19 protein-coding genes are annotated in these 22,908 nt (G+C 65.8%); 11 read left to right on the forward strand and 8 right to left on the reverse strand.

What is annotated here, in order from left to right; all coding sequences use genetic code 11:
- The first annotated feature begins 31 nt into the window (after positions 1–31).
- Entirely contained in the window at positions 32–1,258 is a 1,227-nt protein-coding gene (locus J1M81_RS10185; RefSeq protein ID WP_206498000.1) for an AI-2E family transporter, read from the forward strand.
- Between the two features lie 6 nt (positions 1,259–1,264).
- Here the strand turns inward: J1M81_RS10185 and J1M81_RS10190 are convergent, their stop codons facing one another.
- On the reverse strand, positions 1,265–4,285 hold the full coding sequence (locus J1M81_RS10190) for an AAA family ATPase (protein ID WP_206498001.1): 3,021 nt from the start codon (positions 4,283–4,285) through the stop codon (positions 1,265–1,267).
- Entirely contained in the window at positions 4,282–5,472 is a 1,191-nt protein-coding gene (locus tag J1M81_RS10195; protein WP_032375527.1) for an exonuclease SbcCD subunit D, read from the reverse strand. Before J1M81_RS10195 ends, J1M81_RS10190 begins: the two co-directional genes overlap by 4 nt.
- 123 nt (positions 5,473–5,595) lie before the next feature.
- Between J1M81_RS10195 and J1M81_RS10200 the strand changes: the two genes are divergently transcribed.
- Complete coding sequence (locus J1M81_RS10200; protein WP_206498002.1) at positions 5,596–6,762, forward strand: DNA recombination protein RmuC; 1,167 nt, start codon at positions 5,596–5,598, stop codon at positions 6,760–6,762.
- Positions 6,763–6,782: 20 nt separating this feature from the next.
- Positions 6,783–7,889 (forward strand): DUF6542 domain-containing protein, encoded by a 1,107-nt coding sequence (locus tag J1M81_RS10205; RefSeq protein WP_027498129.1) that lies wholly within the window; start codon positions 6,783–6,785, stop codon positions 7,887–7,889.
- Positions 7,890–7,919: 30 nt separating this feature from the next.
- Here the strand turns inward: J1M81_RS10205 and J1M81_RS10210 are convergent, their stop codons facing one another.
- Entirely contained in the window at positions 7,920–8,927 is a 1,008-nt protein-coding gene (locus J1M81_RS10210; RefSeq protein WP_206498003.1) for a 4-hydroxy-3-methylbut-2-enyl diphosphate reductase, read from the reverse strand.
- 96 nt (positions 8,928–9,023) lie between these two features.
- On the opposite strand from J1M81_RS10210, the gene J1M81_RS10215 reads away from it, so the two are divergent.
- The 3 genes from J1M81_RS10215 to J1M81_RS10225 are packed head-to-tail and all read left to right on the forward strand — an operon-like array spanning position 9,024 to position 11,154.
- Positions 9,024–9,641, forward strand: a complete 618-nt coding sequence (locus J1M81_RS10215; RefSeq protein ID WP_032375425.1) for a lipid droplet-associated protein — start codon at positions 9,024–9,026, stop codon at positions 9,639–9,641.
- On the forward strand, positions 9,638–10,900 hold the full coding sequence (gene xseA, locus J1M81_RS10220) for an exodeoxyribonuclease VII large subunit (RefSeq protein ID WP_027498132.1): 1,263 nt from the start codon (positions 9,638–9,640) through the stop codon (positions 10,898–10,900). Before J1M81_RS10215 ends, xseA begins: the two co-directional genes overlap by 4 nt.
- A gap of 29 nt (positions 10,901–10,929) precedes the next feature.
- A complete protein-coding gene (locus J1M81_RS10225) occupies positions 10,930–11,154 on the forward strand; it encodes an exodeoxyribonuclease VII small subunit (RefSeq protein ID WP_027498133.1) in 225 nt (74 codons plus the stop codon).
- On the opposite strand, the gene J1M81_RS10230 is transcribed toward J1M81_RS10225, so the two are convergent.
- On the reverse strand, positions 11,151–11,720 hold the full coding sequence (locus J1M81_RS10230) for a DUF4245 domain-containing protein (protein ID WP_027498134.1): 570 nt from the start codon (positions 11,718–11,720) through the stop codon (positions 11,151–11,153). The genes J1M81_RS10225 and J1M81_RS10230 overlap by 4 nt on opposite strands.
- Positions 11,721–11,855: 135 nt before the next feature.
- Between J1M81_RS10230 and glpX the strand changes: the two genes are divergently transcribed.
- Both glpX and J1M81_RS10240 read left to right on the forward strand, forming a co-directional pair.
- The gene (gene glpX / locus J1M81_RS10235; RefSeq protein ID WP_027498135.1) at positions 11,856–12,896 is read left to right on the forward strand and encodes a class II fructose-bisphosphatase; all 1,041 of its coding nucleotides are present in this window, start codon (positions 11,856–11,858) and stop codon (positions 12,894–12,896) included.
- A gap of 32 nt (positions 12,897–12,928) precedes the next feature.
- Positions 12,929–14,332: a class II fumarate hydratase gene (locus tag J1M81_RS10240; protein WP_027498136.1), complete on the forward strand. Its 1,404-nt coding sequence runs from the start codon at positions 12,929–12,931 to the stop codon at positions 14,330–14,332.
- A gap of 133 nt (positions 14,333–14,465) precedes the next feature.
- Here the strand turns inward: J1M81_RS10240 and J1M81_RS10245 are convergent, their stop codons facing one another.
- On the reverse strand, positions 14,466–15,323 hold the full coding sequence (locus tag J1M81_RS10245) for an acyl-ACP desaturase (protein ID WP_206498004.1): 858 nt from the start codon (positions 15,321–15,323) through the stop codon (positions 14,466–14,468).
- Between the two features lie 129 nt (positions 15,324–15,452).
- Here J1M81_RS10245 and J1M81_RS10250 point away from each other — a divergent pair, with 129 nt between their 5' ends.
- Both J1M81_RS10250 and J1M81_RS10255 read left to right on the forward strand, forming a co-directional pair.
- On the forward strand, positions 15,453–17,045 hold the full coding sequence (locus J1M81_RS10250; protein WP_206498058.1) for a serine hydrolase: 1,593 nt from the start codon (positions 15,453–15,455) through the stop codon (positions 17,043–17,045).
- On the forward strand, positions 17,042–17,449 hold the full coding sequence (locus J1M81_RS10255; RefSeq protein ID WP_283348151.1) for a limonene-1,2-epoxide hydrolase family protein: 408 nt from the start codon (positions 17,042–17,044) through the stop codon (positions 17,447–17,449). Before J1M81_RS10250 ends, J1M81_RS10255 begins: the two co-directional genes overlap by 4 nt.
- A 53-nt stretch (positions 17,450–17,502) precedes the next feature.
- Here the strand turns inward: J1M81_RS10255 and J1M81_RS10260 are convergent, their stop codons facing one another.
- From J1M81_RS10260 to J1M81_RS10270, 3 genes are all read right to left on the reverse strand, one after another.
- Complete coding sequence (locus J1M81_RS10260; RefSeq protein WP_027498140.1) at positions 17,503–18,828, reverse strand: PhoH family protein; 1,326 nt, start codon at positions 18,826–18,828, stop codon at positions 17,503–17,505.
- 429 nt (positions 18,829–19,257) lie between these two features.
- Complete coding sequence (glyA, locus tag J1M81_RS10265) at positions 19,258–20,541, reverse strand: serine hydroxymethyltransferase (protein WP_027498141.1); 1,284 nt, start codon at positions 20,539–20,541, stop codon at positions 19,258–19,260.
- Positions 20,542–20,604: 63 nt separating this feature from the next.
- On the reverse strand, positions 20,605–21,801 hold the full coding sequence (locus J1M81_RS10270) for a hypothetical protein (protein WP_032375422.1): 1,197 nt from the start codon (positions 21,799–21,801) through the stop codon (positions 20,605–20,607).
- A gap of 126 nt (positions 21,802–21,927) precedes the next feature.
- Here J1M81_RS10270 and coaA point away from each other — a divergent pair, with 126 nt between their 5' ends.
- Positions 21,928–22,860, forward strand: a complete 933-nt coding sequence (gene coaA / locus J1M81_RS10275; RefSeq protein WP_027498143.1) for a type I pantothenate kinase — start codon at positions 21,928–21,930, stop codon at positions 22,858–22,860.
- The last annotated feature ends 48 nt before the right edge of the window (positions 22,861–22,908 follow it).

Below are 22,908 nucleotides of genomic sequence, written 5' to 3' on the forward strand. Positions count from 1 at the left end.
AACCGCCACCCGCCGAATGTGAGGACCCACCGTGACCGAATCGGCAGTTCCCGGCAGTACTGCGAAGCCCGCGAAGTCCGGACGAGATCGCGGGGACCTCATCGGAACCGGTGGCCTCTGGCTGGCGAAATGGTCGCTCATCCTGATTTCCATCGCGGCCGGCGCGTGGGTGTTCGGTTGGCTGATCGGTCATCTCTGGGTGATTCTGCTACCGGTTCTACTCGCGGTGATCGTGGCCACGGTTCTGTGGCCACCGGCGAAATTGATGATGCGCCTTGGCTTTCCGCCTGCGCTGGCGTCGTCCGTGTCGCTCGTGGTGTTCTTCGTCGTGATCGGCGGGGTCATCACTCTGATCATTCCGTCGGTGGCCGAACAGGCTCCCGAGTTGGTCGATCAGGCGTCGGGCGGCATCGGTCAGGTGCAGGACTGGCTCAAGGGACCTCCGCTCAACATCGGCGACGACCAGATCGACAATGCGGTATCGGCCATCGTCTCGCGGCTGCAAGACAGCGGCGACGTCATCGCGACCGGCGTGTTCAGCGGCGTCTCGGCAGCCGGTTCCATCCTCGTGACCCTTGCCCTGGTGCTCGTGCTGTCGTTCTTTTTCGTCAAGGACGGCCCGAAGTTCCTGCCGTGGCTGCACGGATTCTCCGGTGGCCGCGCGGGACGCCATCTCGGCGAAGTCCTCTCCCGCATGTGGGTGACGCTGGGCGGTTTCATCCGGACCCAGGCCATCGTCAGCTTCATCGACGCGTTCTTCATCGGGCTCGGATTGGTGATCCTCGGTGTCCCGCTGGCATTGGTGCTCGCCACCCTGACGTTCCTCGGTGGCTTCATCCCCATCGTCGGTGCGTTCGTTGCGGGCGCTCTCGCTGTGCTCGTCGCATTGGTGGCCAACGGCTTGACGACCGCGTTGATCGTGCTCGCGATCATCCTCGCGGTGCAGCAACTCGAAGGCAACGTACTGCAGCCGATCCTGCAGAGCCGCAGCATGAATCTGCATCCAGCGATCGTACTGCTGGCCGTCACCGGAGGCAGCTCGCTGTTCGGGATCATCGGCGCGTTCCTCGCCGTTCCCGCCGCGGCGGTGGCGGCTGTGCTGATTCGCTACGTCTCCGAACAGATCGACGAGCGATCGAACGAGCCCGATCAGGACGAGCTAGAGGATCAGATCCCCGCACCCGAGGGACTGACCGACGAACAGGCCGGCCTCGAGGACGAGGACGAGGACGACAGGGCTGCGCCGGAGAAGAAGTAGCCCCGATCAGGACGCAACGACCTGCAATGTCGAGCCCGCGCGTCCACGCTTGACGTAGAGGCGGCTCGGAATGCGCTGACGCATTTCGTCGACGTGACTGACGACTCCGACGACGCGGCCGCCCGCACGTAATTCGTCGAGCACGGCCATCACCGATTCCAGCGTGTCCGCATCCAGCGTGCCGAACCCCTCGTCGATGAACATGGTGTCGAGAACGACCCCGCCGGATTCGGCGGCCACGACATCGGCGAGACCCAGCGCGAGCGAGAGCGACGCCAGAAACGCCTCGCCGCCCGACAACGTCTTGGCCGAACGCACCACACCGGTGTAGTCGTCGCGGATGTCGAGACCGAGCCCACCCCGCTTTCCGCGGACGCCGGCCTCGTCGGAGTGCACGAATTCGTAACGACCGGAGGACATCCGACGCAAGCGCGCCGATGCCGACTCGGCGACGTCCTCGAGACGGGACGCAAGCACGTAGGACCGCAGCGACATCTTGCGTGCATTCTGCCCACGCCCGGCGACCACATCCGCCAGGTTGGCGAGCTCGTCGAACTCGGCGCGTTGCGGCGCGATGGCCGCAGCCGCCACGAACAGTTCGGCGATCAGCCGCTCGAGCTCGTCCGCGCGTCGGCGACACTCGGCCACCTCCCCCGCGGCAACCTTCGCCGCGCCGTCCAGTTCGGCGAACCGGGCACGCAGCGGATCCAGGTCGATCGGCGGTTGCCCGCTCTGGGCGACGATGCCGGGTTCGAGCAGCACGTGTTCGGCGTGTGCCCGACGCTCCTCTGCCAGACGAAGCTCGGTCTCGATCTGCTCGACGCGGTCTTCGGTGAGAACGGCATCTGCTGCTGCATCGGCGGAATCGAAGTTCGATGCCGATACCCGTCGATCCAGTTCGCCGCGCAGCGCGGCGTGCTGCTCACTGGCGTCGAGCCAGGCGATTCGCGCTTCCTGCAGGCGGCGGGCGCCGTCGATCAGCTTCTCGCACTGGGCAATTCGCTCGGTCAACGATGTGCCTTCGGCAATTTCCTCGGCTACCGACGCTCGCATCTGCGCCACCGATCGCTCGGTGGCTGCGATGCGTTCGTCGAGCGCGCTGCGCCTGGCGACGAGATCCTGCAGCGTGACCGCCAGCGCATCCGACTCGGCGCGCAGCCGGCGCAGCTCGGTCGTCGCCGGGTCGAGGTCGGCGGCCCTCGCTCGGGCGTCTCGGACGGCAGTCGTCGCCGCATCGAGGGTGTGAGCAAGCTCCGCGGCGGAGGCTCCGCCCGTCCGGTCGTGCAGCAGATCGACCGCACGACTGGCGTCGGCGACGGCCGCGATCGACCGTTCCAGCTCGGCAGCGCATTTTCGCTCCGCGGCAGCGGCCTTGTCCTCCTGCGCTTTCGTGACCGTCGACGTGGCGGCAGCCGCCGGATTCGGGTGTTCGGCCGACCCGCAGACGACACAGGGCGCACCGGACTCGAGGCGGGCCGCCAGCTCTGCGGCCATGCCGTCGATGCGGCGTTCTCGCAGCTCGAGCAAGTGTTCCCAGGCGCTGTTGCGCGCGGTTGCGGCACGGTCCCTGACGCGTTCTGCCTCGACGAGAACGGCTCGGGTCCGCACCAATTCGAGGGCCGACTCAGCGGCCGCCTGAGCGCGGGCGCACCGCTCGTCCAGTCCCGGAAGCTCGGCAGCGGCCGCAGCTGCGCGCGCCACCCGCGCTTCCACAGCGGCGAGGGTCTCGGGAAGTGTCGCCTGTTTCGTCGTCGTGCGTTCGATGGCAGCAACGGTCTCGGCACGCTGTCTGCGCTGTTCTGCGAGCTCGGCGTCCAGCCGGTCGGCCTCACGGGCTGTCCCGAGCAGCGACTGCAGCCGTGCGACATCGGTGGTCCATGCTCGCACGAACTCGGCAACCACTGCTCGCTCGTCGGCCGGATCGTTCTGTACCGGCGGCCACTGCAGTGCGTCGTGGAAGCGCCTGCCCTCCGCGGACGTCGGCAGTGCCTGTTCCCCGGCGGTCAGCGCTGTGGTGGCCGCATCTGCGGTGGTGGCGGCAAGGCGCAGATCGGCGACGGCGTCGGCGATGGGACCCGCAGCAGCAGAATCGGCCAGTTCCGCGCGGCGCGCTGCTCGGGCGGCTTCGCCGTCCCGGTACTGCGCGAGTTGCTCTTCGGCGATGGCGCGTCGGCGCTGCAGGTCCAGGGCGCTGGTGGCCTCGGCCAGCGCGGCGGACGCACGCCCGGCTGCCGCGTCGACCAGCACCGCACGACCCTGGGCGAGAGTTCTGTTCTGCCGTGCACCGTCCAGAACCCGTGCCGCCCATTCGAGGGGATCCTGGGCCTGCTCACCGGGCGCGGCGTCGTCGGTGGACGGCTCGGGTACGCCCGCGGCCTGGGACACTCTGCCCAGCATGATGTCGATGGCCTGGTCGGCGTCGGCAAGACCGGCGGCCAATTCTCGACGCCGCTCAGCGAACCATTCCTCCACGTCGCCGAATCTGCCTGTGTCGAAGAGTCTTTCGAGTAGGTTTCCTCGCTCGTCGCTGTCTGCTCGCAGAAACTTCGCGAACTCGCCCTGCGGCAACAACACCACTTGAAAGAACTGATCGGCACTCATTCCGAGCAACCCGTTGACCGCGTCGCCGATCTCGTTGAGCCGCGTCAAGTTCTGCCCACGCCCATCGAGCCACGTGAGACTCGCCTTGGCATGCTGCTTGGTGGTGCCGGCAGTCCTGAGCTTGGGGCGCAGAAACTCCGGACTGCGCACGATCCTGATTCGTCGCCCACCGAGCGTTGCTTCGAGGGTCACCTGCGGGACGGCACCTGTCGCGGCGTGGTCGGACAGCAGCCTCTTGCCCTCCCGCCGTGCTCCGGGAACGGTGCCGTAGAGCGCAAAGGCAACGGCGTCAAGCACTGTCGTCTTCCCGGCTCCGGTCTGGCCGTGCAACAGAAACAACCCGTCGGCCCCCAGCGCGTCGAAATCGACCGTCTCCGTTCCCGCGAAGGGGCCGAAGGCGGTGATCTCGAGTGAGTGCAGCCTCATGCAGCGCCGCGGTCGACGGTGCTCGCCGGTGTGCGCGTGGATTCGGCCTCGCGCTGCACGGAAGCAAGTGCGCGCTCGAAGAGTGCGGACTCGGCTGCGGTGGGCGCGCTACGCATGTCCGTCAGGAACGACGTCGCGATCTCGAGGTCGCTGCGGCCGCGGACACGATCGCGATACCGAAGCCCCCCGTCGTCTTCGGGTCGACGCCACTCGAGATGGATCGCGTGCCGAAAACGCTGTTGCAGCAACCGCATTGCATCAACGGGACGTACCTCGTCGGTCAGCACTGCCGAGACGTAGTGGTCCTCGTATTCGGAAAAGGCTGCGTGAGTGGTCAATTCCTCGACCGTGCCCTCGATGCGGGCGAGACCGCGAACCACCGGCAAGTCCACTCGATCGACGCTGCCGAGCCCGTCGGCGTCGAGTTCGAGAATCCACACGGCCTTACGGTGCGAGCGTTCGCCGAACGAGTACGGCAACGGGGAGCCGGAGTACCGGACCCGCTCGGTGAGTGTCTGCGGAGAATGCAGATGACCCAGGGCCACGTAGTCGACTCCGTCGAATGCCGATGCCGGTGCGGTTTCGATTCCCCCGGACGAAATCGATCGCTCCGAACCTGTCGCTTCGCCGCCGACGATGAACGCATGCGCGAGGACGACGGACCGAACATGTTGCCCTGCTTCGCCTCTCGCTGCGAGGTCGGCGCGCACCAGGTCCATGGCAGCATCGAGCACCTCGGCATGCGTCCGTGCCGCCGGAACGTCGAGTTCGACTCGGGTGGTCTCGGGCTCGAGGTACGGAATGCCGTAGAACGCAACCGATCCGTGCTCGTCGTCGACGACCACCGGGGTCGCGACGCTGCCGACCTTGGTCATCAGATGCAGTCCGCCTGCCGAGGCGAACGCAGCTCCGGCACCCAACCGAGCGGGTGAATCGTGGTTACCCGACGTCGCGACGATGACGGCTCCGGCGGCTCTGATCGCTTCGAGTCCGCGATTGCAGACCACTACGGCATCTGCGCTCGGCACGGCGCGGTCGTAGATGTCACCCGGGACGACGACCACGTCGATCGACTGTGCGGCAACCAGTTCCGCGATGGACTCGAGCACTGCGCCCTGATCGGCCAACAGGTCGACACCATGAAAGGTGCGACCTATGTGCCAGTCCGAGGTGTGCAGGATTCTCATGTCGACGACGCTATCGGCAACCACCGACAAACTATTCGAGGCTCGTCGGCCTGTCGGGCGTGAGCATCGACCCACAGCTCGTCTCGCCCGAACTTGTCGGTGGCGTGCTGCATCATCGGCACCATGAACATTCTCACCGCGCTCGGCCTGCTCGTCGCCCTCGCCATCGGCGGCGTGGTGGGGTGGCTGTTGCATGCCTCTCGGGTGGGTGATCGGGCCGTACGAGCGGAGGCCCAGCTGGCGGCTCTACGCCAGAACGAGGCGCTGCTGCGCCAGTCGCTGAGCGCGGTGAACGAGGATTCCGCGCGGCGCAATTCGACGGTCATCGGCCAGCAGGTGTCCCATCTGGTGGAGCCACTGCACGACGCCGTCGATGCTCTGGCCGAGCACGTGCGAGAAGTCGAGCACCACCGCATCAGGGCGTACGCGGGCCTGTCGGAACAGGTCACCGGAATGCATCGCGCGTCGATGCAGCTCTCCATGCAGACCGGACAACTGGTCACCGCACTGCGCGCGCCGCAGATCCGAGGTCGGTGGGGCGAGATCCAGCTCGAACGGGTCGTCGAACTCGCCGGAATGGTCAAGCACTGCGACTTCGACACTCAGGTGAGCAAGGACGGCTTTCGACCCGACATGCTCGTTCGCCTCGCCGGCGATCGGCAGATCGTCGTCGACGCCAAGGTGCCCTTCGCGGCCTACCTCGACGCCGCGCAGGACGAAGAACCCGGTGCTCGCGACAAGCATCTGCGCCGCCACGCCAAGCAGTTGCGCACCCACATCGATCAACTGGCCGACAAGGCCTACTGGGAGGCGTTCGAGCCGACGCCGGAGTTCGTCGTCCTGTTCGTTCCCGGCGACCCGTTTCTCGACGCCGCGTTGACGTCCGATACGAGCCTGCTGGAGTACGCCTTCGGCCGGAACGTGATTCTTGCCACCCCGACCACTCTGGTCGCTCTGCTGCGCACCGTCGCGTACACCTGGAAGCAGGAGTCGATCGCCGAGGACGCGGCGCGGATCCACCAGCTGGGCCGCGAACTGTACGGCCGCATCGGAATCGTCTCGACACATCTCGACAAGCTCGGAGCCCACCTCGGCAAGGCCGTGGAGTCCTTCAACTCCACGGTCGGGTCGGTCGACAGCAGGGTGGGTGTCACCGCACGCAAGCTGCACGAGCTCGAGCTGTTCGACGCCGAACCGGTGGAGATCGCGCGCGTGGACGAGCGTCCCAAGCTGTCCGATTCGTCCCGCTACCGGCACGACTTCGGTCATGTCAGCGATGCGGTGGGCTGAACTACGGCTAACCTCGAGGGGTGTCTACCTCCCAACGTGCCCGATCCGGGGTACCGCTGGATCACCGATCCATCCTCGCGACCCTGCCCGGCGTACCAGCGTGGGGTGCCGTTGCGATCGCCGCGGGGCTGACCTTTCTCGGATTTCTCATCGACGCCGCGCGTGGAACCGAGCTGACCGGTGCGTTCGCGTTCCTCTACATCCTCGGCTGCATCGCGGCGGTATTGCTGGTCCGCTACCGCGGACTGTTCACCGCGATGGTCCAAGCCCCGTTGATTCTGTTCGTGGCAGTGCCGCTGTCGTACCAGTACTTCACCGACAACGCGGGCACCAGCCTCAAGGACATCATCCTGAACGTGGCGATTCCGCTGGTCAACCGGTTTCCGTTAATGCTGCTCGGCACCCTCGTGGCCGTCGGCCTCGGTGCCGTACGCATCGTGCTGAAGCGGCAGAACACGCACGCGCCCGCAGTTCGACGCAGCACGAAGACCGCCGACACTGCTCGGCGTCGCACGAAGTCGGAAGACGCCCCTCGTCGAAGCACCAAGGCCGGCGACTCCGCTCGCCGGAGCCCGACCTCCGAGGACGACACACTCACCCGGGCACAGCGGCGAGCGCAGGAAGACCGTCCGTCGCGCGCACGTAGCCGTCGAGCTGCGGCGGACCGTGACGACGTGTCCGCGGTCGAGGCCACCGATATCGTGCCCGAGCCGTACGTGGGCCGCCGAGGAACCTCTCGCGCCGCAACCGACTCCGGTGCCGCGCCACGACGGTCGGCAACAACCCCCGGGGCGACGCCCGGATACGCACGTCAGGCGAGTCCGCAGCCCGAGTACCAGAGGCCCTCCCGCTCCCACGCCCAGTACCCGCAGGATCGCACGCCCCCACCCGGCGTAGCGCGCCCGTCGCGGCCCCAGCCGTCCGAGGCACCGTATTCGACGGAACCTCGCCGGGAGCGTTCACCTCGGGTTCAGCCGCCGCGGGACGCCGTCGATCCGTACTCCAGCAGCGCTCGGCACACAGTCGAACCGGTTGTGAACGACGCGCCGCCGAACGTGCGCCGTGACGACATTCCTCCGCATCCGGTGCCGCAGGTTCGGTACCGCGACCGCCACGCCGACGACTGACCCCACCGGTACCGGCCGGTCATGGACCGGTCAGCGTGCGGGGCGCAGCTCGCGGGGCAAGGAAAAGACCAGGGTCTCGTTCGCGGTGGTGACGGGCTGCACGTCCGCGTATCCGTGCTCGGCGAACAGGTCGATGACGCCCTGAACCAGGATCTCCGGCACGGACGCTCCCGACGTGATGCCGATGGTCTCGACGCCGTCGAGCCACGCCAGATCGATCTCTTTTGCGTAGTCCACCAGGTAGCTGGCCCGTGCGCCGGCACCGAGGGCGACCTCGACCAGGCGCACCGAGTTCGACGAGTTTCTCGAGCCGACGACGATCACCAGATCGCACTCCGGTGCCATCGCCTTCACCGCGACCTGACGGTTCTGCGTGGCGTAGCAGATGTCGTCGCTCGGCGGATCCTGCAAGGTCGGGAACCGTTCACGCAGCTTCGCGACCGTCAACATGGTCTCGTCGACGCTCAGCGTGGTCTGCGAAAGCCAGATCACCTTGTTCTCGTCGCGCACCGTGACGCTGTCCACCGACTCCGGGCCGTCCACGAGCTGGATGTGCTCGGGTGCCTCACCTGCGGTGCCCTCGACCTCCTCGTGGCCCTCGTGGCCGATGAGCAGAATGTCGTAGTCGTCTCGGGCGAACCGCTTGGCTTCCTGGTGCACCTTGGTCACCAGCGGGCAGGTCGCGTCGATCGTCCGCAGGTTCCGCTCGGCGGCAGACGTGTGCACCGCAGGCGAGACACCGTGCGCCGAGAACACCAGCAGCGAACCCTCGGGCACCTCGTCGGTCTCCTCGACGAACACCGCACCGCGATCGGACAGCGTCTCGACCACGTGCTTGTTGTGCACGATCTCCTTGCGCACGTACACCGGCGCACCGTGCTGTTCGAGTGCCTTCTCGACGGTCTCGACGGCGCGATCCACGCCCGCGCAGTAGCCGCGCGGCTCGGCGAGAAGCACTCGCTTACCCCCGGCATGCGCGGTCGTGTGCGAGCCGGCGGAGTGTGCGATACCAAGATTCAAAGGAACGGCCGAAGACATACCTCCCAGGATACGTGTATCGCAGCAACCGGGTCATTCCGCAGGCCCTGGCCTGTCGGCTACCCAAAGACGACGACTTCGGGCAGTCTGGTGTGCATGACTCGACTCCCCTTTGCGGCGCGGGTGGCTGCAGGCGTCGCCGTGACCGTCGTGGAAGAGGCCCGCAAGCTTCCCGGTTCCGCGTTGATGTTGCCGATGACCGTCGTCAGCGAGGCGTTGGCGCGCGGCATGCGGCTTCAGCAGCAGGTGACAGCCCTCGCCATCAAGGGCGATCTGGTCATTTCGGCTCTGCCGGTGATCGGAACTCCGCGCGAGGAGCAGCCGTCGTGGGCGAGTTTCGACGAGGACGACGACGACGCGTTCCCGGCCACGTCGAGGTTCGACTCCGCAGCAGTCACCGATGACGTCGATGTTCCCGACGCACCGGTGGCCGAGCCCATCGCCGCGAACGGACGATTTGCCCTGTACTCGACGCCTCCGCTGGACGAACCGGTGCAGGACACGTCGGCGAAGCCCGCAGCAGCTGCGACGAAGCCCGAGATCGTCGAGATGATCGACTTCGACACTCTTGCCCTGGCTCAGTTGCGCGCACGGCTGCGCACGCTGTCCATCGAGGATCTGGAAACCCTGCTCGAGTACGAGAACGCGACGTCGGCTCGCGCACCGTTCCAGACCATGCTCGCCAACCGAATCACCACCGCCAAGGCGAAGTGAGCACTCCCCCCACTCAGTCCGGCCCCGCCCCATCCGGTGCGAGCACCGCCGAACAACCATGGCCGGTGCGCACCGTCGCGATGAAAGTCGCCGGGTGGATCGACAAACTCGGCAGCATCTGGGTCGAGGGTCAGCTGACGCAGATCAACGCCCGCCCCGGCACGCGCACGGCATTTCTGACTCTGCGTGATCCGTCGGCGGACATGTCGTTGTCGGTGACCTGCTCGCCGCAGCTGCTGGATCGTTCGCCCGTTCCGTTGACCGAGGGCGCGCGCGTCATCCTCTACGGCAAGCTGTCGTTCTTCACCGGCCGTGGCACCATTTCGCTGCGCGCCACCGATATTCGCGCTGTGGGTGTCGGCGAACTACTGGCCCGCATCGAACGGCTCCGGGCTCTGCTGGCGGCCGAAGGACTGTTCGACCCGCGACTCAAGCGTCCGCTGCCGTTCCTGCCCGGCACCATCGGGCTCATCACCGCTCGCGCCAGCGCAGCCGAGAAGGACGTCCTCACCGTCGCGCAGAGGCGTTGGCCTGCAGTGCGATTCGAGGTACGGAACACTCCGGTCCAGGGTCCACAAGCGGTGCCGGCAATCCTGGACGCGTTGAAGGATCTGAACGACGACCCGCGCGTCGACGTCATCGTCCTCGCCCGCGGCGGCGGTAGCGTCGAGGATCTGTTGCCGTTCTCCGACGAGGCACTGTGCCGAGCCATCTCACGGGCGACGACGCCGATCGTCAGCGCCATCGGACACGAACCCGACAGTCCCCTCAGCGATCACGTCGCCGACCTGCGCGCCGCCACCCCCACCGATGCCGCCAAGCTCGTGGTGCCCGACGCCGTCGCCGAACAAGCGTTGGTCGCCGAATTGAAGGCCAGAAGCGCTGCAGCGCTGCGCAATTGGGTGGAACGGGAGGCGCGTGGGCTGGAGATGCTGCGGCATCGACCCGTGTTGGCCGATCCGTTGGCGGCCCTCGAACAGCGTCGCGAGGAAGTTCGGCGACTCGCCGATGCAGCTCGACGCGACGTGCAGCGCGAGCTGACCACCCAGGACACGCTCGTCGAACATCTGCGGGCGAGGCTGTCGACGCTGGGGCCTGCTGCCACACTTGCCCGGGGCTATGCCGTCGTACAGCGGGTGGTGCCGGGTGCCGATCCCGAGGTACTGCGTTCGGTCGAGGACGCGCCGCCGGGTACACAGATCAGGGTGCGGGTGGCCGACGGTGCCGTCACCGCCGCAGTAATGGGCCGAGTGAAATGACGCCGAGTGAAAAGACAGAGGGAGATTCGATGAGCGAGAACGAAGACAAGCCGGTGTCCGAACTGGGCTACGAGGAAGCCCGCGACGAGCTGGTCGGAGTGGTGAAGATCCTCGAGCAGGGCGGGCTCGATCTCGACGCATCCCTCGCTCTGTGGGAGCGCGGCGAACAATTGGCGACGCGCTGCGAAGAACAACTGGCGGGCGCACGCAAGCGCATCGAGACCGCGCTGGCGAGCACCGAGAACGACAGCTAGGGCGCGAGCGGTTCGGTGGCCTCGACCGCAGCCGCGAGAGTGGTGAATTCCTCGGTGTTCGCCGTGCCGCCCAACAGGATTCGCACGTCACCGAAGTCCGAGACCCAGTAGGTGCGCGAGCCTTCCTCGCCGTACACGACCCAGTCTCGACCCGAGACGTTCTGCGCGCCCGACGCGTACACCGTCTCCCCGGCCACGAACGGCACCACCAGTTCCTCGGACGCGGCCGTCTGAGTCAACTGCAGGTACGCACCCGATCCGGTGATGTATCCGACAGTCGACGCCGCTCCACCACTGTCACCGGAAATGGTCGCGCGGCTCCCCGAATTGGGCGTCCATTCCTCGGGAACGACCGGATTGCGCACCGGGAACCCTATTTCGGCCGCGTCGTACTGCAGTGCCGAGTTCACGTCGAAGTTGGGAATGGGTCCCTGCTTGGGTCCACCCGGGCTCAACGAGCACTGACTGGCCACGCCTGCGATCAACAAACACGCAATGACCAGCGGAATCAGCGACCAGACCATGTCGCGGTTGTTGTTGAGAATCCGAGGTTTGCTGTTTGCCACATCTCCAGTATCCCCTCTGTGCGGCAGTGCTCGGTCGGCGCGTACCTCACAGTCGACCCGACCCCACCGCGGGCATCACAGAAGTGAGATAATCCTGCCTGGGTAACACCCCACCAACCAGGAGGCTACAAACCGATGACGGCCAGCACCGAGTCCACTCGCGCCATGGCGCCAGATCGCAACCTCGCACTCGAACTCGTCCGCGTCACCGAGGCCGGTGCGCTCGCCTCGGGTCGCTGGGTCGGTCGGGGCGACAAGGAAGGTGGCGACGGAGCAGCCGTCGACGCGATGCGTCAGTTGGTCAGCTCGGTCTCCATGCGCGGCGTCGTCGTCATCGGCGAAGGCGAGAAGGACGAAGCGCCGATGCTCTACAACGGCGAGCAGGTCGGCAACGGAAACGGACCCGAGGTGGACTTCGCCGTCGACCCCGTCGACGGAACCACCCTGATGGCCAAGGGCATGCCCAACGCCATCTCGGTACTCGCCGTCGCCGAACGCGGCGCGATGTTCGACCCCTCGGCCGTGTTCTACATGGAGAAGATCGCCGTCGGACCCGATTACGCCGACGTCATCGACATCACCGTCCCCGTCGCCGAGAACATCGCCCGCATCGCCAAGATCAAGAAGGGTTCAGCCTCCGACGTGACGGTGTGCATCCTCGATCGCCCCCGGCATGCCGAACTGATCCAGCAGGTGCGCGACGCCGGATCACGCATCCGGTTGATCTCCGACGGTGACGTCGCCGGTGCCATCGCCGCCGCTCGTCCCGACTCCGGCACCGACATGCTCATCGGCACCGGCGGAACGCCCGAGGGCATCATCGCGGCCGCCGCGATGCGCTGCATGGACGGCGCGATCCTGGGCCGTCTGGCACCCACGGACGACACCGAGAAGCAGAAGGCCATCGACGCCGGCCACGACCTCGATCGCGTCCTCGACACCAAGGACCTCGTCTCGGGTGAGAACGTCTTCTTCACCGCCACCGGCGTCACCGACGGCGACCTGCTGCGCGGCGTCCGCTACGCGGGCGGCGGAGCCCACACCCAGTCCATCGTCATGCGCTCCAAGTCCGGCACCGTGCGCATGATCGACGCCTACCACCGCCTCGAGAAGCTGCGCGAGTACTCCTCGGTGGACTTCGACGCCGACGAATCCGGCCAGGCACCGTCCTTCTGATCCCCGAAACCACGACTGGCAAAGTAAGGCTCATGACGCAGACAGACGAACAGCAGTTCCGGATCGAACACGACACCATGGGAGAGGTTCGCGTCCCCATCGACGCGCTCTGGCGCGCCCAGACGCAGCGTGCGGTGGAGAACTTCCCCATCTCGGGCCGCCCGCTCGAGCGCACCCAGATCCGCGCGATGGGCCTGCTCAAGGCAGCCTGCGCACAGGTCAACAAGGATCTCGGTCTGCTCGACGGCGCATTGGCCGACGCGATCATCGCGGCAGCCAACGAAATCGCCGAGGGCAAGCACGACGATCAGTTCCCGATCGACGTCTTCCAGACCGGCTCGGGCACCAGCTCCAACATGAACGCCAACGAGGTCATCGCGTCGATCGCCAAGGCCAACGGCGTCGAGGTGCACCCCAACGACCACGTGAACATGTCGCAGTCCTCCAACGACACGTTCCCGACGGCCACGCACGTTGCCGCCACCGAAGCAGCCGTCACCTCCCTGGTGCCCGCGCTGCGGCACCTGCACGAGGCTCTGGTGACCAAGGCCACCGAGTGGAAGCACGTCGTGAAGTCCGGACGCACCCACCTGATGGATGCCGTCCCCGTCACTCTCGGTCAGGAATTCGGCGGCTACGCCCGGCAGATCGAGGCCGGCATCGAGCGCGTCGAAGCCACCCTGCCGCGTCTGGGTGAACTGCCCATCGGCGGCACCGCCGTCGGCACCGGCCTCAACGCACCCGACGGCTTCGGCCCGAAAGTCGTTGCTGCTCTGGTGAAGTCGACGGGCATCGACGCCCTCACCGCCGCCAAGGATTCGTTCGAGGCGCAGGCCGCTCGCGACGGACTGGTCGAGGCATCCGGTGCACTGCGCACCATCGCAGTGTCACTGACCAAGATCGCCAACGACATTCGCTGGATGGGATCGGGACCGCTCACCGGACTCGGCGAGATCGCACTCCCCGACCTGCAGCCCGGCAGCTCGATCATGCCCGGCAAGGTGAATCCCGTTCTGCCCGAGGCTGTCACGCAGGTCGCCGCGCAGGTCATCGGTAACGACGCGGCAGTGGCCTTCGGCGGCGCATCGGGTGCCTTCGAGCTCAACGTCTACATCCCGATGATGGCCCGCAACGTTCTCGAATCCTTCAAATTGCTCGCCAACGTCTCGGTGCTGTTCGCCGACAAGTGCGTCGTCGGCCTCGAAGCCAACGTCGAGCACCTCAAGACCCTCGCCGAGTCCTCGCCGTCCATCGTGACGCCGCTGAACTCCGCAATCGGCTACGAAGAAGCGGCCGCAGTCGCCAAGCAGGCACTGAAGGAAAAGAAGACGATCCGTCAGACCGTCATCGACCGCGGACTGATCGGCGACAAGCTCAGCGAAGCAGAACTGGACAAGCGCCTCGACGTCCTCGCCATGGCGAAGGTCAAGGACTAGTTTCGCTGCTCTACCCGCCGGACCCCTGAACGCGCTCGCCCCCGGTTGGATCAATGTGGGTTTCAGTCACTCTGATTGCAACAAAGCCGCATTGATCCGACCGGGGGCGGGTCGCTTTCGAAAGGGGCGAACCTCAGGCCAGGTGCGCGAGTTCCTCGCGTGCCTTCAGGCCGTCCTCACCCAGATCGGTGCGGTCGAAGATCTTCCAGCCTGCGAGCAACGGCTTGAACACCTTGTCGCGTTCCTGGTCGGTGTCGTAGATGCCGGCTTCGGCGAGGGCGGCGATGCTGCTGCCGCGGTCCGGAAGCTCGATCTCGGGGATCTTGAAGCCGTTGATGCGGTCGGCCACTGCGCGCGCAGCCTGATCGGGTACGACAGCGAATGCCTCGTCGAGGATGCTGGCGAAGAATGCCGACTGCAGCTCGTCGTCGTCGGCGATTCTGCCGAGGATGGTGGCCAGCACCGGATCCTTGCCCAAAGCGATGGTGTTGCGGTTACGCAGGGCGGCGGCAGCTTCTTCGATGGCGAAGTGCGCCAGGATGTCGAGCAGCCGCTGGCTGGGCGCGTCGAATCCGAGTGTCATGTGTTCCATCCGGACCCGCTCGAGGGCGACCGGATCGACAGCGCGGGTGAGCACCAGGAAGTTGCGCAGCACGATCGACTGTCGGTTCTCTTCCGACGTCCAGCGGCCCGTCCACTTCCACCAGGCACCGAGGCCAGTGAGGGCGTGGGCCAGTTCCCGGTGGTAGGCGGGGAGGTTGTCGGCCACCAACACGCCCACCGTGGCGGACAGAATTTCGACGTCGCTCAGGTGCGACTGCTCGGGCGACCAATCCTCGCCGCCGAGGAACGCGAAGTTCTTGCCGTCGTCGAACGGCGCGAGCTCATGGGGGTGCCAATCACTCGCTGCCTCGATATGGCGTCGTAGATTCTCTTCGACCGCGGGCTCCAAACGGACCAGCAGATCACCGTCGGACAGGTTCGTAGACATGCGGTAACCGTAGCGCCTGCCGCCGAGCGTCCGACGTCGCGCCCCTGACCTCTGTGAATTCTCCTAACGCCAGGTCGTTGCGGGTCTATCCTCAGGTGCATCCAGTCATCGACGTGAGGACTCCTCATGATGCGGTCGGGTCGAAATTTTCTGTGTCTTGCTGTTGTGTGCTCTCTGGTTCTGTTGGCCGGGTGCTCCGAAGACGCACCCACCGCAGACAGTCCACCGGCGTCCGAGCCGGTGCCGACCGAGGATCTGTCCCCCGGCCAGGTTGCCGGCGTCGACGTTCCGGCCGGTCGCGTCGACGATGCGGTCGGCAAGCTCGACGGTATCGCCGACGAGCTGATGGCGTCGTCGAACATTCCGGGTATGGCCATTGCCGTCGTGCACGGTTCGGACGTCGTCTACTCGAAAGGCTTCGGCGTTCGCGAAATGGGGAAGGACGACCCGATCGACGGCGACACCGTGTTCCAGCTGGCCTCGCTGTCCAAGTCGGTGGGTGCGACGGTGGTCGCGTCACAGGTGGGAGCGGGTGTGGTCGACTGGTCGACGCCGGTGGTCTCCGAGCTGCCGTGGTTTGCGCTGGACGATCCGTGGGTGACCCAGAACATCACGGTCGGCGACTTCTACGCGCATCGAAGCGGACTGCCCGAGCACGAAGGCGATCTGCTCGAAGACCTCGGCTACGACCGCAGACAGATCCTCGAGCGCCTTCGGGAGGTGCCCCTCGATCCGTTCCGTTCCACGTATCACTACACCAACTTCGGGATCACAGCCGCGGCCGAGGCCGTCGCTGCCGCCTCGGGCAAGGACTGGGACACCCTCAGCCAGGACACGATCTACGGTCCACTCGGCATGACCTCGACCAGCTCGTCGTTCTCCGACTACATCGGCCGCGCCGACCGAGCGGTACCTCACGTCCTCGTGGACGGCGAGTATCAGGCCCGATACCAACGCGAACCCGATCCGCAGACGCCGGCCGGTGGCGTCAGCTCCTCGGTGAACGATCTCGCCAGGTGGCTGACGATGCTCATCGCCGACGGCACCCACGACGGGAAGCAGATCGTCGATCCCGACGCCCTCCTTCCTGCCATCAGCGCGCAGATCGTCTCGAGCCCGTCGACGACGGCGGATTCGCGCGCGGGCTACTACGGATACGGATTCAACGTCTCCACCAGTGCAGCCGGCCGCACGACCGTCAGCCATTCCGGAGCGTTCGCGCTCGGGGCGGGCACGAACTTTCTCTGGATCCCGTCGCTCAACGTCGCCATCGTCGTACTGACCAACGCCGCGCCACTCGGCATCGCAGAAACGGTCACGGCCGAGTTCGCCGACCTCGTGCAGTTCGGCGAGGTACGCGAGGACTGGCGAACGCTGTACAAGAATGCCTTCGCCGGTATGAGCGAGCCGGAGGGCGACCTCGCGGGGAAGACCGCTCCGACGAATGCCGCTACGCCACAACCGCTCACGTCGTACACCGGGGTGTACCAGAACGCCTACTGGGGGCCGGCGACCGTCGCGGAGGTCGACGGGAGGCTGGTGTTGACCCTCGGACCGAACTCGACTTCCTACGAGTTGTCGCACTGGGACGGTGATACGTTCGCGTTCGAGCCGACCGGTGAGAACGCACCGGACGGAACGATTTCTCAGGCGACTTTCGAGGGGAACACGGTCACACTCGAGTTCTTCGACGGCGATGGATTAGGACGGTTCACCAAGTGACTGATACCCGACAAGCAACCGATATCGTGCAAAACCTGTTCGACGCGTTGAGGCTTCGCGAGACCGATCGCGCGCTGACGCTTCTCGACGAGAAAATCGTGTGGCACAACGTCGGGCTTCCGAAGGTACGCGGAATCTCGAACGTCGGCAGATTTCTGACGCTGCTGGCCAAGCCGGGTTACGGCTTCGACGTCGTCGTGCACAACATCGCGGCCGACGGAGATGTCGTGCTCACCGAGCGCACCGACGTCCTGATCTGGCGTCGGCTCCGCGTCGAGTTCTGGGTGTGCGGAACATTCGAGCTGCGCGACGGCAAAGTAGCTGTGTGGCGCGACTATTTCGACAACGTCGATTTCATGAAAGGTGTTGCGCGAGGAGCGCTCAGGGCTGCGGTGGGCCGGTGACCCATGTGAGTGGAACTTCGTAGCAGGCTACGAAGTTCCACTCACGAGGGGCGTCAGGCCCCTGACGGACCGAATTCCTCGAGCATTTCGGTCACCAGTGCAGCGATCGGTGAACGCTCACTGCGAGTGAGGGTGATGTGCGCGAAAAGCGGGTGCCCCTTGAGCTTTTCGATGACGGCAGCGACGCCGTCGTGTCGTCCGACCCGCAGGTTGTCTCGTTGCGCGACGTCATGGGTGAGCACGACGCGTGAGCCCGACCCCAGCCGGGACAGGACCGTCAGCAGCACATTGCGCTCGAGTGACTGCGCCTCGTCGACGATCACGAAGGAGTCGTGCAACGACCGGCCACGAATGTGCGTCAGCGGCAACACTTCCAGCATTCCGCGAGCGATGACTTCTTCCATCACCTCGGGGCTCGCGAGTCCTTCGAGGGTGTCGAAGACAGCCTGGCCCCACGGGCCCATCTTTTCGCTCTCACTGCCGGGGAGGTAGCCGAGTTCCTGCCCACCGACGGCGTAAAGAGGCCGGAAGACAACAACTTTCCGGTGTGAGCGACGTTCGAGGACGGCCTCGAGTCCGGCAGTGAGAGCCAGTGCGGACTTACCGGTGCCGGCCTTGCCGCCGAGAGAGACGATGCCGATGCTCTCGTCGAGCAGAAGATCGAGTGCCACACGCTGTTCCGCCGAACGACCGTGCAGGCCGAACGCCTCACGCTCGCCGCGCACGAGCTGAAGCTGCTTGTCGGGCGTGACGCGCCCCAGTGCGCTCTGCCGTCCGGCAAGCAGTCGAACTCCGGTGTGACACGGCAGGTCTCGGGCCTCGACGAGATCGATGACGCCGTCGTTGAACAGGGTGTCCACGGCATCGGAGGGCACCTCGAGCTCCGTCATACCGGTCCATCCGGACGGCACGACGTCGTGAGCGTGGTACTCGTCGGCGGGAAGCCCGACAGCACCGGCCTTGACGCGCAGCGGGATATCTTTGCTGACCAACACCACATCTTTGCCCTCGGCCGCCAGATTCAGGGCGCAGGCGAGGATTCGAGAATCGTTGGAGTCGGTACGGAACCCGACGGGAAGCACCGACGGATCGGTGTGATTGAGCTCGACTTGCAGTGTGCCGCCGGACGTTCCGATGGGGACCGGCTGATCGAGTCGGCCGAATTCTACGCGAAGGTCGTCGAGCATGCGCAAGGATTCCCGCGCGAACCATCCCAGTTCGTGATGGTGGCGTTTGCCCTCCAACTCGCTGATCACGATCAACGGAAGTACCACATTGTGCTCGGCGAACCGGATGACTGCCCACGGATCCGACAGCAGGACCGAGGTATCGAGCACGAATGTCCGAAGAGGGGCGGAAACGGAGCGTGAAGTGGTCACGTGGGGCTCCTACGTTTGCGCGGCACCGCGCAAACTCTGTCGCTCGGCCGGTCGGGTCCGATGTGTCAGGTGACACGAGGACCGGGTACCGGCCCTCTCGCGCTCACTAGCTCAGTCACGTATCAGAACCTCCCGCACAGGCAGCTTCCCCGCTGCCTGTTACTGCCGACGGTACCGCCGAAATCACTTGGGGGCGCGCTGGAAGTCTGGCGTGTCGGTGAACAACGCGTTACAGCCGATTCGCCCCAGGTCGGCGGGACGTTCGGTGCCGAGACCGCCCTCCCCCGTCGGATCAATGTGGCTTTGTTGCACTCAGATCGACTGATAGCCACATTGATCCGACCGGGGGCCAGCGTGAATGAACCACTGCAAACGTCTGAACGCTGCAATGGTCCATTGACGCGACCGGGGTGGGCAGGAAAGCCAGGGTCAGCCCAGCAATCCCCAGTCTTCGAGGCCCTCGTACAGCGGCTTGCTCTGTGCCAGTTTCACGACGCGTTCTTTGAGGGCGTCGGTGGCCTGACCGGTGGCCAGGGCGGTTGCGATGATGTCGGCGACCTCGGTGAACTCGGCTTCGCCGAATCCGCGGGTGGCGAGTGCGCCGGTGCCGATGCGCAGGCCGGAGGTGACCATGGGCGGGCGTGGGTCGAAGGGCACGGCATTGCGGTTGACGGTGATGCCGACCTCGTGCAGCAGGTCTTCTGCCTGCTGGCCGTCGAGCTCGGAGTTGCGCAGGTCGACGAGTACCAGATGCACGTCGGTGCCGCCGGTGAGGACGGAGACGCCCTTGTCGGCGACGTCGGCACCGGTGAGACGCTCGGCGAGCAGCGACGCGCCGAGAAGGGTCCGCTCCTGGCGTTCCTTGAACTCCGGCGTCGCAGCGATCTTGAAGGCGACGGCCTTCGCGGCGATGGCGTGCATCAGCGGCCCACCCTGCTGGCCGGGGAACACGGCGGAGTTGAGCTTCTTGGCCCATTCCTTCTTGGCGAGGATGATGCCGGAGCGCGGTCCGCCGAGGGTCTTGTGCACCGTCGAGGACACGACGTCTGCGTAGGGCACGGGTGAGGGGTGTACGCCTGCGGCGACGAGTCCGGCGAAGTGCGCCATGTCGACCCAGAGCAGTGCGCCCACTTCGTCGGCGATGGAGCGGAACGCAGCGAAGTCCTGGTGGCGCGGGTAGGCCGACCAGCCGGCGATCAGCACCTGGGGCTTGGCGGCGATGGCCTGCTTGCGGACCTCGTCCATGTCGATCCGGTGGTCTTCTTTCGACACACCGTAGGACTCGACCTCGTAGAGCTTGCCCGAGAAGTTGAGCTTCATGCCGTGGGTGAGGTGGCCGCCGTGGGCGAGATCGAGGCCCATGATCTTGTCGCCCGGGTTGATCAGTGCCATCAGTACCGCGGCGTTGGCCTGCGCACCGGCGTGCGGCTGCACGTTGGCGAACTCGGCACCGAAGAGTTCCTTGGCGCGATTGCGGGCGAGGTCCTCGACGATGTCGACGTGCTCGCAGCCGCCGTAGTAGCGGCGTCCGGGGTAGCCCTCGGCGTACTTGTTGGTCAGGACGCTGCCCTGGGCCTGCAGAACCGCGCGGGGCACGAAGTTCTCCGAGGCGATCATCTCGAGGGTGTCGCGCTGACGTCCCAGTTCACCTGCCATCGCCGCGGCGACCTCGGGATCGAGCTCGGCCAGTGACAGGTTGTTGACGTCAGTCATAACAGGAGTCTCCAAGGGACAGCAGAGTAAGGGGGCATCAATAAACAACGGACCTGAGCCAGTTTACGAGACGCGTACTGCGCCCGGTGTCAGTGGCTCGTCGAGCAGTCTGCCGAACAGCTGCGCCCGCTCACTGGCGGTCTCTCCCTGGTCCAGCCAGCCGGCGAGAAGCTTGTAGCCCTCGACGTAGGTGCTGATGTACGCCCGCCACAGCGGCGAGGACAGAAAGCGCAGACTGTGCCGTGCGCGCTGCGGCGAGGCAAGCGACCATCGCTCCAGGTAGGCGGCCACATCGTCCTCGCTCTTGTGCTGATCGTGCAGCAACAGCGCGGCGTCCTGGCGAACCCCCAGCAGTTGGCTCGACGCCGCCGAGAGTCGCTCGGCCTTGTCGCCGTCGAATCGCAGTCCGAGGTCGGCGTAGATTTCCTGCGCCCACGCACCCCAGCCTTCGCCGACGATCGCCCCGAGAGCGTGATCGGCGAGCCCCTCGGCCATCAGGCACTGCGGAGTGTTGACCACGAACAACGTCTGCTCGAGTTGTCCTGCGCCGACGAGACCCGTCTCCTTGCGGCAGTGCTCGGTGTGGTGGCCGGGGTAGGACTCGTGCGCGATCAGGTGGGGCAGGTTGGCCATCTGCTGTTCGATGTCGGAGTTGATCGCGACGGTGGACTGGAAGTTGCCGAGGTAGTAGTTGAATCCGGACCACGGCTTGTCGCCGACTACCTCGTACGTCACCTTCTCGTTCTCGGGCAACGAGTATTCGGCGCGGACGCGGTCGCGCAATGCGGACGAGAACGCCTCGACGCAGTCCTGCAGTCGATCCGCTGGAATGACGTCGGCGCGGCGGTGGGCGATCAACCGTTCGCTCAGCGAGCCGGGTCCGAGGAGCACCTCGTCCATCTTGCGATGCGCCTGCAGGTACTGGTCCTGATCCCCCGGTGCGATTCGAACGTCGAAGTAGGCGTGGACCTCGTCGACGAAGCCGATGTTCTCACCTGCGAACTTGCGCGCGGAGCATTCCAACGCCCGCAGGTGGACGTCGAGAAACGTCCGGCGTTCCGCTGTCAGTTCGACGTTGCCGAGCTCGGCGCGCAGTGTCTGCGCTCGACGGACGAGCTCACGCGGCTCCGGCGCCGGGGCGTTCTCGGTGATTCGACGCAGTTCGGGATCACCGGTGTACGCGTCGACGAAACCGTCTTCGAGTCGGTCGAAACTCAGGCCCAGCAACAGGTATTCGCGAACCAGGGAAGCAGCATCCATATCCGAACCCTAGTACGGCGAACGACCCCGCCCGTGCGCGGTGGACAGGCACCGAGCACAATCTGGAACCATGCGACTCGCGCCCGACAGGAGCACCGCCGAATCCTCAGCAGCTCCGATGCTCAGGTGGCGTGCGTGAGCGAGTCCAGTCCGTACGTCGAGTTCGACCGTGTGCAGTGGCGCACGCTGCGTCAATCCACACCGCTGGTACTCACCGAGGAAGAACTGGTCGGTCTGCGCGGCCTCGGTGAGCAGATCGATCTGGACGAGGTGGCCGAGGTCTATCTGCCGCTGGCCCGGCTGATTCATCTCCAGGTGGCCGCGCGCCAGCGGTTGTTCGCGGCAACGGCCACGTTCCTCGGTGAGAAACATCCCGATCGACAGGTTCCGTTCGTCATCGGCGTAGCGGGCAGCGTCGCGGTCGGTAAATCCACCACTGCCCGTGTGCTGCAAGCACTCCTGGCCCGGTGGGATCACCATCCCCGCGTGGACCTCGTCACCACGGACGGTTTCCTGTATCCGACGGCCGAGCTCATGCGCCGAGGGATCCTGCACCGCAAGGGCTTTCCCGAAAGTTACGACCGACGCAAGCTGCTCAGGTTCGTCACCGAGGTCAAGTCCGGAACCGAAGAGGTGGGCGCGCCGGTCTATTCGCACGTGTCGTACGACATCGTCAAAGGCCAGTACCACATGGTTCGCCAGCCCGACATCCTGATCGTGGAGGGGCTCAACGTACTCCAGACCGGACCTCGGCTGATGGTCTCGGATCTGTTCGACTTCTCGATCTACGTCGACGCTCGGATCGAGGACATCGAGAGCTGGTACGTCAAACGATTCCTGGCGCTACGCAAGACCTCGTTCACCGACCCGTCCTCGCATTTCCATCACTATGCAGGACTGTCCGACGATCACGCGCAGATCGCGGCCGAGGATCTCTGGCATTCGATCAACCTGCCGAACCTGGTGGAGAACATTCTTCCGACTCGTCCGCGAGCAACGATGGTGCTACGCAAGGACAACGACCATGCGATCAACCGGCTGCGCCTGCGAAAGTTGTAGGTCCAGGTCGTGAGTGGAAGTTCGTAGCAGGCTACGAGCTGGAGTGGA

This window comes from Rhodococcus sp. KRD175 (assembly GCF_017168275.1).
Taxonomy (GTDB): domain Bacteria; phylum Actinomycetota; class Actinomycetes; order Mycobacteriales; family Mycobacteriaceae; genus Rhodococcoides; species Rhodococcoides fascians.